At 41.2% G+C, this 12,872-nt stretch carries 9 protein-coding genes; 5 read left to right on the top strand and 4 right to left on the bottom strand.

The window, feature by feature from the left end:
• Positions 1–72: 72 nt before the first annotated feature.
• The 4 genes from ACFSKL_RS00700 to ACFSKL_RS00685 all read left to right on the top strand — a co-directional run bounded on the left by ACFSKL_RS00700 (position 73) and on the right by ACFSKL_RS00685 (position 6,504).
• Positions 73–2,829, top strand: coding sequence for a hybrid sensor histidine kinase/response regulator transcription factor (locus ACFSKL_RS00700; RefSeq protein WP_376882411.1), 2,757 nt, complete (start codon positions 73–75; stop codon positions 2,827–2,829).
• A 402-nt stretch (positions 2,830–3,231) separates the two neighbouring features.
• Positions 3,232–4,518: an OmpA family protein gene (locus ACFSKL_RS00695; RefSeq protein ID WP_376882408.1), complete on the top strand. Its 1,287-nt coding sequence runs from the start codon at positions 3,232–3,234 to the stop codon at positions 4,516–4,518.
• A 59-nt stretch (positions 4,519–4,577) separates the two neighbouring features.
• A complete protein-coding gene (locus ACFSKL_RS00690) occupies positions 4,578–5,279 on the top strand; it encodes a hypothetical protein (protein ID WP_376882406.1) in 702 nt (233 codons plus the stop codon).
• A 37-nt stretch (positions 5,280–5,316) separates the two neighbouring features.
• Positions 5,317–6,504, top strand: coding sequence for a hypothetical protein (locus tag ACFSKL_RS00685; RefSeq protein WP_376882403.1), 1,188 nt, complete (start codon positions 5,317–5,319; stop codon positions 6,502–6,504).
• A gap of 81 nt (positions 6,505–6,585) precedes the next feature.
• Here ACFSKL_RS00685 and ACFSKL_RS00680 read toward each other — a convergent pair whose 3' ends face one another.
• The 4 genes from ACFSKL_RS00680 to ACFSKL_RS00665 all read right to left on the bottom strand — a co-directional run bounded on the left by ACFSKL_RS00680 (position 6,586) and on the right by ACFSKL_RS00665 (position 11,656).
• Positions 6,586–7,386: an alpha/beta fold hydrolase gene (locus tag ACFSKL_RS00680; RefSeq protein ID WP_376882400.1), complete on the bottom strand. Its 801-nt coding sequence runs from the start codon at positions 7,384–7,386 to the stop codon at positions 6,586–6,588.
• A 68-nt stretch (positions 7,387–7,454) separates the two neighbouring features.
• Positions 7,455–7,907 (bottom strand): hypothetical protein, encoded by a 453-nt coding sequence (locus tag ACFSKL_RS00675; protein ID WP_376882398.1) that lies wholly within the window; start codon positions 7,905–7,907, stop codon positions 7,455–7,457.
• 559 nt (positions 7,908–8,466) lie between these two features.
• The gene (locus ACFSKL_RS00670) at positions 8,467–10,986 is read right to left on the bottom strand and encodes an ABC transporter permease (RefSeq protein ID WP_376882395.1); all 2,520 of its coding nucleotides are present in this window, start codon (positions 10,984–10,986) and stop codon (positions 8,467–8,469) included.
• Positions 10,979–11,656: an ABC transporter ATP-binding protein gene (locus tag ACFSKL_RS00665; protein ID WP_376882392.1), complete on the bottom strand. Its 678-nt coding sequence runs from the start codon at positions 11,654–11,656 to the stop codon at positions 10,979–10,981. The genes ACFSKL_RS00670 and ACFSKL_RS00665 overlap by 8 nt, the downstream gene beginning before the upstream one ends.
• A gap of 185 nt (positions 11,657–11,841) precedes the next feature.
• Here ACFSKL_RS00665 and ACFSKL_RS00660 point away from each other — a divergent pair, with 185 nt between their 5' ends.
• The gene (locus tag ACFSKL_RS00660; protein WP_376882390.1) at positions 11,842–12,525 is read left to right on the top strand and encodes an arylesterase; all 684 of its coding nucleotides are present in this window, start codon (positions 11,842–11,844) and stop codon (positions 12,523–12,525) included.
• Positions 12,526–12,872: the final 347 nt, after the last annotated feature.

Here is a 12,872-nt window from a genome sequence, read left to right as displayed (position 1 = left end):
TAATTCCAGCTACTTGTTTCTCAAATAGACTGGATATCACTAATTTAGATGCACCACCTCTATTTAAATCATATGAGAATTTTAAGATTTCTCTTTATTTTCTTCTTGATAAGTCAGGGCACAGCTGTTTTTTCCCAAACAGACAGTTTGCAATACAAGCTCAACAAACTTTTGGACAGTGAAGCATACGACAGTGTACAGAGTATCCTTGACAACTCCCTATCGAAGAAGACGGATGATTATTCCAAAACACTTTTCCAATTGTACTCCGCCAAAGTTGCCCTGAAAAAGAAATCTTTTGAAAATGCCTCTACTTTAGCGAACCTATCGTTGGAAATTTCAAAGGAAAAAGGATTCAAAACAGAAGAAATGGAAGCCTACTTGGTTCTTGGAAACATTCATTATTCAAGGCTTGAGGATGCTGATGCCATCACTTATTACCAAAAAATCGATTCGATTGCCGAGAGGGAAAACCTAAAAGGAGAAGTTTACATAAAAGCTTTACAGAATTTGGGTGTATTGTTGATGGATGCTTATGGAAGTGAAGAAAACTACCTAGATAAATCAAAACAGTACCTATACAAAGCTGCTGATGCAGCAGTAAAATCAGGGATCACCGAAGAAATATTTGTATCCAAAGTTTACATTGCTTCCATCCTGAATATGGAAGGCAACTATCCTGAATCAGTCAAACTCTACCAAGAATGTATTTCCCATTTCCACAAGTCGGGAAACAACACAGAGTTGAAAAACACCCTGTGGGGACTAGCAGGCACTTTGGAAAATATGGGCAAAATAAAAGAAGCGGAAAACACCCTCAAAGAGTATCTTTTGGTTCTGGAATCGATCAATCATCCCAATGGCGTTGCCAGGGGGAATTGGGTTTTGGGACATTTTTATGCCCGAAACGATCAGACTTCCAAAGCGATCTTTCATATGGAAGCAGCATTGGAAATATTTGAAAAAGGTGAAACCGAAGATCCAGGACCACATTTATCGGCACTGTTCAAGCTTTCGGAACTGTATAAAGAATCGAATAACCCACAAAAAGCATATGAGTTTCTGTGGAATGCATGGGTAAAAAATGATGCAATCCAACAAGGCAAAAATGAAAATCTTGCCAAAGAATTGGAATCAAAGTACCAGTCCGAGAAAAAAGAGCAGGAAATCACCTTGTTGAAAACAGAAAATGAATTGTCCGTCCAAAAACAAAGAGTACAATTGATCCTGATTATTGCCATTATACTTTTGGCTGTCTTGATCTATTATTTTCTTTATACCAAAAACAAACAAAAGATCATATTGGCAGAGAGAATCCGGGAGCTTGATGAAATGAAATCCCGTTTTTTCTCGAATATTTCCCATGAATTCAGAACTCCTCTCACATTGATCAGCAGCAGCGCCCAGCTTTTGAAGGAAAAAGACTCTGAGTCCAAGCACTTCCAAAAAGACCTTTCTAGAATTTCTCAGCAGAGCGGAAGGCTCTTGGAATTGGTAGATCAATTGTTGGAACTTTCCAAAATGGAAGAAGGAAAATTAAGTTTACTCCTTAAAGAAGCCAATTTAGCTGTACTGATCAAAGCCTATTCAGAAAACTACGTCCACCAGGCACAGGAAAGCGGCTTGACCTTTCAGATGAATATTGAGGAAAGTGAAAAAAAACAGCTGGTGGATCCAGAAGTCCTCAAAAAAATATTGGGGAACCTATTGTCAAATGCCCTGAAATACTCAACCCAAAATGGTGAAATCCTGGTTGATTTCCATACCAAGGATGGCTATATGCAATTAACCATATCCAATAGCTGTGATGAGATCCCCCAGCATGAACTGACAAAGCTCTTCGATAGATTTTACCATAAGGGGACAGTTGGAGGCACAGGAATTGGGCTTGCCATGGTGAAGGAACTCATCGGACTATATGGAGGCAGGATCATTCCCAAATGGACCAATGGGATGCTTACCATGAATTTAAGCATCCCTGTTTCCATAGACACTGTACCAAGCCATGCCATCATTTTGGAATCAGATTCGGTCAGGCCTGAAGAAATGATTTCCCCTACCAGTAACTTGGATGAAAAACCCAGGATTATGATCGTGGATGACAATTCTGATCTTCGATTCTTGCTCGAAGAACTGTTTATGGAAGAATTCCAAGTAAGCCTGCATGCCGATGGACAAGCAGCATTGGAAGCTGCAATAGAAGAGATACCCGATTTGATTATTTCCGATATCACGATGGAGCGTTTGGACGGAATCTCCCTGTGCAAAAAGATCAAATCCGAAGAAATCACTTGCCACATTCCTGTAATATTACTGACAGCACAAGCATCCGAAGAAAGCCAACTTTTAGGATTGGAAAACCAGGCAGATGCTTACATCAGAAAACCTTTCAACAACAAAATCCTTTACTCAACAGTACTCCAACTACTTCAGGAAAGAAGGATGCTGAAAGACAGGTACAGCAGAGAACTTATCCTAAAGCCCATCGACATTGCCATCAACAATCTTGAAGAGCAATTTTTAGAAAAAATGGAGGTTGTCATCACAGAAAACCTGGACAACACCGAGTTTACTGCAGAAAAATTCGCTGAAGAAATGAACCTAAGCAGGATGCAACTTCACCGCAAACTCAAACACCTGACAGGACTTTCCGCATTGGAATTCATCAGAAACCAAAGGTTAAAAGCTGCTGCGGAATTGTTAAAAAAGGGCAAAACCAATATTTCGGAAGTCGCTTATACTGTTGGCTACATTGATCTTTCACATTTTTCCAAAAGCTTCAAAGCACTGTATGGAATGACTCCAACAGAATTCAACAAGGCTTTATGATGGGCATAGGACTAGGATTTCTTTATATGGATCTGTTCACTGTGAATTAATTATCAAAACCACAGATATTATTTATTTCAATACCGCATGTATTGAGGAAAACCAGCGATAAAAACAGGATTTTTCATTCCTCAAACACGCAATCCACGCTATTGTTACACACATACCAGAAGATGTTACACCTGTAACAGCCTGTTAATATGGTACTTTTTACTTTTGGGTACGCTCAAATTATATGTCAAAAAAAAGTCAAAAATATCAGGCTGAGATTGAGGCTTTACCCCATAAGACCATTTATCTCCAAGTCAATCATTTGGCAAAAGGAACTTATGAGATAGTAATCATTCATAACAGCCAACCTATCAAAAAAATAAAATTCAAAAAAACATAAATGTCGAGACTATGGAAACTTTCAATTGGATAAACAGAAAATGGCTTGTACTATTTTCAGGCGCAATCTTGATCTCCTGGAATGCAGAGGCTCAATTTATCAAAAGCCTAAAAAAGAAAGCTGAAGAATCTGCGAAAAGAACTGTCGAAAGAAAAGTCGAACAAAAAACAGAGGAAACTACGGAAAAGGTTGTCGATGGGGTGTTTGATGCCCCTGGAAACATCAAAATCTCAGGAAACAAAGATACAACCGACCCAAATCAGGGTATGGGACAAAATCGTGGTGAATCCTCCGGACCAAATATTAGTATAGCCGACCAATTCATCCCAAATGGAGAAATAAGCCACGCAGACAATTTCAGTTCCGATGCCATCGGGGATTTTCCCTCCAAATGGGAAACGAATACCGGTGGTGAGGTCATCACGATCGATGACTTCAAAGCATTGAGGACAGCCGGAACAGGGTATTATGTCCCCATGATTCCCCACCCACTTCCTGAAAACTACGCCGTGGAATTTGATTTTTTCACACATAACCTAGATTATAAAAACTCTACGCCAACGAGATTTTCCATCAATTTCACAGATGCTTCAGGGACAAAAAAAACGAAGTCAGGTGCAAAAATCGAAGTTCCCCTTTGGTATAATGGTGCCACCAGGTATTTGCTTGTCGAAAACTGGGGGACATCAAACAGGATCAACAATAAGATTGACTACAATTTTACCGATAAAATAAATGGGATGATCCATTTCACGATCGTGAAAAACGGCAAAAGAGTCAGGGTATACATGGATTCGGACAAAGTCGTGGACATCCCTTCGCTCGCTTCTGATGACATAGGCAAATACATCCAGTTTCATGTCAGAAATGTAGACCTCCAAAAAAACCTCGTAGTGGCCATCGCCAATTTATCCATCAAAGAAGAAGGGGAAGATCTTAGATCCAAGCTCCTAAAAGCTGAGGGATTCAGCACCACCGCCATTCTATTCGACTCTGGATCAGACAATATCAAACCATCTTCCTTCGAATTCCTGAACCAATTGGGTACAGTCCTGACCGATGATGAAAATATCTCACTACAAATCATAGGACATACAGACAGCGATGGTGATGCCAAAGCAAACCAGACATTATCAGAAAGAAGAGCTCTTGCAGTCAAAAATTACATCACAACAAAATTTGGACTTGAGGATTCAAGGCTCATCCCAAGCGGAAAAGGAGAATCAGAACCACTGAACAACAATTCAAATGCTTCAGAAAAAGCTGCAAATCGAAGGGTTGAATTCAAAAAGCTTTGATCCAATCCTAATTTATTTCCTAAACCATAAACATGAATTTCCATCTAAATAACAAAACCATGAAACGCAACATCAAATACCTTTTACTAATCCCAGCTATAATTTTCTGTTCTTGGGAAGCAAATGCGCAGTTTACGACAATCAAACCAAACAACCAGCTGAAAAACACCAACATCAAAAATGTACCACAGATCAAAAAGCCTGCTGTTGTATTGGACAACCGAATCAGTGTTGACAATGCCCAAAACCTAAAGTCAACGGTTGACTTGAAAACTTTGCCGATAATAACATTAAGCCCAGAAGAACTGGAGAGAAACAGGACCAAAACCTGGGAGGTAAACATCCGAAAGCCTAATGATGGGCATTTTGAAATCATCCATGGCGGGACATATACAAAAGAAGGATTCAAAATGACCCCTAGGCCAACCGGCGAACGCACCAGCAAAAACCAAACTATCTACTATCAGTCAAATTCGATTTTGGTCTCGAACTTGGTCAAGGACAGGGATTATCGATTGACAATTGTGGTAGATCCGAAATACTTCCCTAATGCAACTAATTTCATCGTAGGGCTGGGGACAAAAACGGTCTCTATTGCATGGGTAAATGGACAAAAAGAGTACCATATAGACTTCACTTCCGCCTTCGCCGGGCAAAATGTGCTTCATATAGGTCCTGCCTATTTGCAGGGAGATCCATTCAAGCCTGATACATACACAGTACTTGCCTACAAACTTTCAGAATTGGCAGAAATCAGGTAAGACTTTATCTGTATTACAATCGAAAACAGAATTCATTATGCGTAAAAGATATTTTTGGGGAATTGGAATCTTCATGGCCGGAACTGGGATAATGATGGCCATGGGGATCATCCCCAATCCCTTTGGCCCACCCATTCCTGTCGTTCCTCCAGAAGGATTTCAGGAAGCCATTCCAAACCCATTTGAAGATGAACATATAGCATCTCTTAGACATGGGACTGATAGGTTTCAGATCAAATGGCACTGGAAAGGAAAAGAACAGGAGATTCTCCCAATCTTGGAACAGGGGAATATTCCAGATGATTTCAAATACTTCGAGACACCTTCCCAATTGGAAGAAAATCCGGAGAAAAATGGAAACACTTTTCGTTTTGATTATGAAATCAAGCAAAAAATCAAATTATCCAACCAGGATGGCATCATCAGATACAAGGTAAACAGCGCTGACAATTCTATGTACTTCCCAAAAGAAAGCATCCTGAGCTCAAACCTTTTCAAACCACTAACCCAAATCCCAAAAGCCCAAGATTACGACTTACACTTTGCCATCCTAAATAAAAACAGGGAGTTGATGTTATTTGCCCAACATCCAAAAGAAGGTAAAATCTGTGTTTATTTCCCAACGGACAAAAACTTCAACCAACTGATTGTCAATGATTATATTCCACAGATTGAATTTCTACAAAGTGTTAAAAATTTCGACCATATCGCATTGGAACTTGACGAAGACTTTCCATTAGAACCTTTTCAGGGAGAATTCACCCAGAGAAATGGGCACAAGACAAGCTTGGATATGTGGTTTCACAAAGAAGAAGCCCAAGCCTTGACTTCAGTCCCGCTGATGGGCATCGGAGTTGGGATTTTCAAGGATTTTTTGGAAAAGCGTCAAAAGCTCCTTGCCTTGACCCATACAGATGGTGCTTGGTTTGAGTTATTGGAACTCCAAAGAATCAGTACTTTTAGCAAAAATACGGCTGATTATAGGCTGATTGATTTTGTCTTCCCTACCCTACCTGGCCAAGAGATAGCTTTGGAAATCACCCAATGGCTGATGGAAAAACAGGAAGAGATCAGGATACTGCAAATGGAAAGAAGCAAATGTCCCCCACATCAGGAAGGTACTGTGTGTAGGACTTTGATAGACAAAAAAATCAAAGCAATCGAAAAAGAGGTGGAGTCTAGAGCTTTTGAATTAGCACAAAAACATATGCCAGGAGCAAAGTAAAATGGGGATTGATACAAACATCCCCATTTTACCCTTTATTGTCATGAAATCATTGCGATATAAAACGTCTCATCAATTCCCTTAAAAACCTTTCAACCAGTCAATAATCAGAGAATTGATTTGCTGGGGCTTTTCTACCGTACTGCTATGTCCGGCACCTTGGACAATATGAAGTCTTGCATTTGGTATGGACATTTGGATAAATTTTGCCTTTTCGGGCTTGGTGGCTACGTCTTCGTCCCCTACTACGATCATGGTTGGACATTTGATAGTCCTAATCTCTTCCTCTATCCCCTTTCTGTATATTACGGCATCTACAGATTTGGTGATCGATTTTTTGTTTGATTTCAATTCACTGAGCCATTTTTTGTAAAGAGCTTCATTTTTCGGGTTTTCTATCCAGCTCTGGGCAAACATGATTTTCATCACTGACTTGGCTACTGCGGGTATTATTCCAAACCAGCGTACCAATCCATTGAGCATTTTGTATTTGGGTAGATTCTCTACAGGTTCGGCATTGGCTGAAGTTTCTATCAAAATCAGTGATTTGACCATTTCTGGATATCTGGCTGCCAGTCTCATACCAACAAACCCACCCATGGATAAACCAACAAAGTGAACTGGTTTTCCCGCAAGCTGCTTGATCAACCCTAGTGCATCCTCAGTAAGCATATCCATGTCATATGAACCCGCACTTACTTCCGATTGTCCCTGCCCCCGGTGATCATAGGCAATGACGGTGTGTGATTTTTTCAAAAAACCAATCTGATCCAGAAACATCTTATGACTCCATAGCAATCCATGGGAAAAAACTATGGTTTCCCCTCCGGCACCTTCTTTTATATAATGAAGTTTGACATCTTCCAATTGTAACTTTGGCATAATCCAAAAATTAAGGGTTCAGACAATAGTATACGAAATATAAGAAGAAAGGGACTATTAAGTTGTATTTACTTTCCGAATGAGTACCGAACTCCAATATTCGCCCTTAGGTTGGCGTATCCTTCTTCTACAAAAATATTTGGAGTTGCTTCCATCAATATGGCGAAATTTCTGTGGTTCTCAATTGGCTTGATCGTAAATCCCAATGGGACACCTACCCTCACATACTCATGAAAATAATAGCCCAGCATCAGACCTGTATGAAAATTAAACCAGTCATCTCTCACCCAGTTCCTGCTGAATTGTCCCTCTATCCCAAATTGTTGATCCAATACATCTGCTGCGGAAAACCTGATTTCGCCATAGTACTTCCTGTCGAAATCTGTCCCTATACCCACCTGACTTACAATCCCACTATGATACACCCCTGCAAAAGCTTCTCTGAACACACTTTGTGAATTGGCTTTGATTGATACACCTGCAAGTAAAACCAAACTGATAAAAAAGACATTCCTGTACATAACTAAAACCGTTTTATTTCCAGAAAGATAGCAATTCATCTTTTAGGCATCAATAAAAAACGTATTAATTCTTCACTATGAATTATATCAAGAAGTAACAATACTATATGTATATCCGCTTTCACACCATTATACACTTAAAAATAATGTTCTCAGTTTATTTGTAGCTGCAGTTGACTGTTGACCGTCGTCTACGCCACAGACACACTGTCACGTCCTGAAAATAGATGACACTTTTTTTATTGTTTTTCTTTTGTTTTCAAGCCTCTTAAAAGCCTGTTAGTCCAAGTAAAGTGGACTCTCCTCCCACGAGGTCACCTGATGGTCATTTCGAACGTAGAGAGAAATCTCGAACTGAAATCAAGACATCCTTTTCATGTTTCACTTACTTGTCTATAGACGGGACGAGACCTCTCTCCCGATGCTTTCGGGATCGAGGTGACGTAACCGCAGAAAGCACACTTTGTCTTGAATGACACTTGCATCTTGCATCTCGCTTCTCGCCTCTTGTCTCTCGCCTCTTGTCTCTCGCTTCTTGCTTCTCGCTTCAAAACTCCCCTCAGCCCCTCAATATCTCCATCGGTGCTTTATTGATTATCTTTCTGCCATTGAGCCATCCAAGGAGGATCGTCAGGAAGGTGATGCTTGCATAAACGATAAATGCCTCAAAATACGCTCCCCTAAACGGCAATTGGAAAACAAATCTACTCAGTAGATAGGTTGCCAAAAATGACAATACGATCCCACTCAAGGATGCCAATGATCCCAAGAAGAAATATTCCAGTGTGTTTATTTTACCAACTACCCCACTGTCTGCCCCTAAAGTCCGCAACAGGATACTTTCTCGCATCCTTTGGTACTTGCTGATCACCAAGGAACTGATCAAAACAAGTATGCCTGTAGCAATACTAAAGAATGCCATAAATTGAATCACAAAGCTGATTTTACCAAGTATTTCCTCAAGTGTCTCGACGATTGCCCCGAGATTGATGACGGATATATTGGGGAACTTCCGCACTATTTCTGCCTGCAAGTCTGCCGATTGCCTGTCATTTTTGGTTTTGGTGACGATCACATGGAATTTTGGGGCATTGTTGAGTACTCCTTCCGGGAACAAAACCAGAAAATTCGTCGAAACCTGATTGAATTTCACATCCCTAAAACTACCGATATACGTCTTGATAGGACGACCTTGCACATTGAAGATAATTTCATCCCCCATTTTCAAGCCTGTCCGCAAAGCATATCCTTGGTCAAAAGACACAAATATTGAATCTCCCGGGTTCTCCACTTTTTTCAACTGTCCTTTCAGCAACCTTTCCGAAGAAATCAATGTATCTCTGTATGTCACCCTAAATTCCCTGTTGTACAATCCCCTAGACCTCTTTTCGTCTTCGGGCAAAGTGTCATTATTCTTTTTGGTAAGGCCATTGATGGATTCCAGTGACATTGTGACTATCGGAACTTGTTGTAAAACCGGCAAATCTTTTGATTCCACATTCAATGCCACCTCTTCTACCTGATAGTCCTGAATATCAAAGAGCAACATATTTGGCTGATCTTCCTTATCCGCAAACCTTGCCTCATCCAACAACTGCCCCTGAATGAAAAACAAAGTGCTGATCATGGCTGTACCTAAGCCAATTGTTGCGATCAGAGAGATGGTTTGATTGTTTGGCCTGTACAGATTGGACAGTGATTGCCTCACAGGGTATGCCAGGCTAATAGGCAGGAACCTTTTGATTGACCACATGATCCCCAAGGCTACAGCCCACAGGGCCAAAAATGCAAAAACCACAAATCCCGTAAAGCCTAAAGCTGCTTTCCAACCATCCAAAAGGATAAAACTAAACCCAAAAATAAACAGTAAAATCCCGGCTATCACAGCCCATCGTAAAGGATCCTTCTTCAGGGTAGTTTCTCCAGCTTCGGGTCTTAATGTCGCCATTGGGGATACTTTTCTCATTTTCAACAATGGCAAGAGCGCAAACAGAAAAGCCACTATCAGCCCCGTCAATATCCCGAAACCTACACTTGTCCAAGAAATCGCCATGCTTACCTCCACAGGAAGAAAATCCCTGAAAACCGTCGGCAGCGCAAACTGCAAAACAGTTCCTAAAATCGCCCCTAATACAGAACCGACCAGTCCCATCAGCAATATCTGGAACAGATAAATCTTCATGGCATCCCAAGCAGAAACCCCAAGACATCTAAGGACCGCCACAGAAGCCAATTTTTCCTTTACAAAGACATTGACAGCACTTGCCACACCTACGCAGCCAAGCAAAAGTGCTATAAAAGCAACCAGGCTCAGGAAATTCGTAAGGTTTTCGAAAGAACGCCCAGTTTGCCTTCTTCGATCTTCTACAGTATCTGCATCGACCCTACCCTCCTGCCATTGCTCTTCATATAGTCCAACCAATTCGTCTGGATTGACATCATCTGCCAACTGATAATATCGGATGTATTTCAGGCGGCTGCCAAATTGGATCAATCCAGTTTCTTCGGCATATTCCATCGGGATATATACTGCTGGCGCTACAGTAGCTGTGATTCCCGTCTGACCGGGCACTTTTTGCAGCTCTCCCTCTATGACAAATGTAACCTCACCTACTTTGATGCTATCCCCAACTACGGCATTGAATTGGGCCATTAGGATCTTCTCTACAAGCGCTTTTCTCCCTCCTGCCCTAAATGTCTCCTCAGCCTCCACAGGAACAGTTTCAAGTTTGCCATAAAAAGGGAAATTACCTTCCAATGTCCTCACTTGTGTCAATCTGCTTTCACTGGAGGCTGGAAATGCAACCATACTTGCAAAATTGATTTCATCCGCCTGTGCTATTGCGATGGAATCTGTAGGCTGAACTCCCAGAGGTTTGCTGTTTTCCAAAACCAAATCTGCACCTACCAATTCTTTGGATTGGTTTTCTATATCATTTTTGAGATTGTCCCCAAAAGAGCTGATACCCACCAATGCCGCTATCCCAATGACCATCGAGGAAACAAAAAGCAACAGACGGGAAAAATTCTTCCGAAAATCCCGTATGGCCATTTTCAAAATCCAAGCTAAATTACCCATTTATCCCCTCCTGAATCTTCCCACCTTTGATATTGATAATCCTGTCAGTCCGTTTTGCCAATTCGGGATCATGGGTTACCAAGATCAGTGTAGTGCCTTTTTCTTTGTTCAAATCAAAGATCAAGTCCTCAATCATCTCCCCAGTTTCGGTATCCAAGTTCCCTGTGGGTTCATCTGCAAAAAGTATTTTTGGCTCGTTGGCAAATGCCCTAGCGATCGATACACGTTGCTGTTCTCCTCCCGACAGTTGGGTTGGGTAGTGTGTCACCCTATCCTTCAATCCCACCTTTTCCAAAAGCTCCAAAGCTTTTTCTTTGGCATCTTTCCGCTTCTTGAGCTCCAGAGGCACCATCACATTCTCCAAAGCAGTGAGGGTTGGCAAGAGTTGGAAATTTTGGAATATAAAACCTACATCCCGACTTCTCGCAGCTGCCCGCTGATCTTCAGTCAGCTTTTCAAAAGCATTCCCATTGAGTACTACAGAGCCAGTGGTAGAGGAATCCAATCCTGCACAGAGTCCGAGCAAAGTGGTCTTCCCTGACCCGGATGGCCCTACGATTGCAATACTTTCACCTTCAATGATCTCGAAATTGACCTGGTCGAGGACAGTCAATTTCCTGTTTCCACTCTGATAAGTCTTGGAAACATCTTTTACACTTAAAATACTCATGGATATGGATTTTTGAATTCGGGAAGTTAACAATTTGTGAGATACTAATGGTTTACTTACGGGAGAATAAAATTTATGGGTAAATTAGGCAAACAATTAATAAACATACGATTTTCATCTTCGGTGGATTCAGCACATTAGGTGTGTTTTGCGTCCCATATCTCTGATGAACACCAACAGACATTATGAAACACCTAATAAAAAGCATCTATCTCATTTTGGGACTTTTGATCATTTCATGCGCTTCCCCAAAAGAAGAAAAATCGGAGATTTCAAAAAGTGAGGAAGTCTCTAAAGAAGCGGAAAACAAAAAACTGATCCTATTTTTCGGAAACAGCCTAACTGCTGGATATGGCATCGAAGCAGAAGATGCTTTCCCAGGCTTGGTGGCTGCCAGGATCGACAGTCTTGGACTTGATTATCGAGTGATCAATGGCGGTTTGAGTGGAGAGACTACAGCAAGTGGGCTGAGCCGTCTAGATTGGTTTTTGGAAGAGGAACCTGCAGTATTTGTACTGGAATTGGGAGGAAATGACGGATTGAGGGGGATAGATTTGAAGGAAACAAAAAAGAACCTCAAATCAATCATCCAATTGGTTCGGGAAAAATATCCAGATGCAAGTATCCTATTATCCGGTATGCAAATCCCTCCCAATATGGGACAGGCATACACCAAGGAATTCCAGGAAATCTATCCCCAAGTGGCGAAGGAAGAGGCCGTAAAATTAATCCCATTCCTTTTGGAAGGAGTAGCTGGCGATCCTGAACTCAACCTCCCAGATGGCATCCACCCAACCGAAGCGGGACATCTAATTGTTTTTGAGACTGTTTGGCCTTATATTGAAGGAGTAATTGGGTTAGGGGGTTAAAGGTTGGAAGGTTGGAAGGTTGAAATGTTGGAAGGTTGTTGGCATATCTCTGATCTTGTGCTTCATTATTAGGGATTGGTTGAATTTGGTGATTGGATGATTGGTTGGGTTAGGTGGTTATAACGTTGCAAGGTTGAAATGTTGGAAGGTTGGTGGCAAATCTCTGATCTTGTGCCTCATTATTTGGGATTGGTTGAATTGGTGATTGGATGATTGGTTGGGTTAGGTGGTTATAACGTTGAAAGGTTGGAAGGTTGGTGGCTAATCTCTAATCTTGTGCCTCATTATTAGGGATTGGTTGAATTGGTGATTGGTTGATTGGTTGGATTAGGCGGTTATAACGTTGC

Origin of the sequence: Belliella marina (assembly GCF_042682445.1) — a bacterium.
Classification (GTDB): Bacteria; Bacteroidota; Bacteroidia; order Cytophagales; family Cyclobacteriaceae; genus Belliella; species Belliella marina.
Note: the sequence above shows the minus strand (reverse complement) of the source record. Positions and strands in the feature narration are given on the sequence as shown.

What these genes read in the sequence shown, in the direction of transcription:
- ACFSKL_RS00700 (WP_376882411.1), top strand. Translation starts at nt 73, where the DNA reads ATGAGAATTTTAAGATTTCTCTTTATTTTCTTCTTGATAAGTCAGGGC.
- ACFSKL_RS00695 (WP_376882408.1), top strand. Translation starts at nt 3,232, where the DNA reads ATGGAAACTTTCAATTGGATAAACAGAAAATGGCTTGTACTATTTTCA.
- ACFSKL_RS00690 (WP_376882406.1), top strand. Translation starts at nt 4,578, where the DNA reads ATGAAACGCAACATCAAATACCTTTTACTAATCCCAGCTATAATTTTC.
- ACFSKL_RS00685 (WP_376882403.1), top strand. Translation starts at nt 5,317, where the DNA reads ATGCGTAAAAGATATTTTTGGGGAATTGGAATCTTCATGGCCGGAACT.
- ACFSKL_RS00680 (WP_376882400.1), bottom strand. Translation starts at nt 7,386, where the DNA reads ATGCCAAAGTTACAATTGGAAGATGTCAAACTTCATTATATAAAAGAA.
- ACFSKL_RS00675 (WP_376882398.1), bottom strand. Translation starts at nt 7,907, where the DNA reads ATGTACAGGAATGTCTTTTTTATCAGTTTGGTTTTACTTGCAGGTGTA.
- ACFSKL_RS00670 (WP_376882395.1), bottom strand. Translation starts at nt 10,986, where the DNA reads ATGGGTAATTTAGCTTGGATTTTGAAAATGGCCATACGGGATTTTCGG.
- ACFSKL_RS00665 (WP_376882392.1), bottom strand. Translation starts at nt 11,656, where the DNA reads ATGAGTATTTTAAGTGTAAAAGATGTTTCCAAGACTTATCAGAGTGGA.
- ACFSKL_RS00660 (WP_376882390.1), top strand. Translation starts at nt 11,842, where the DNA reads ATGAAACACCTAATAAAAAGCATCTATCTCATTTTGGGACTTTTGATC.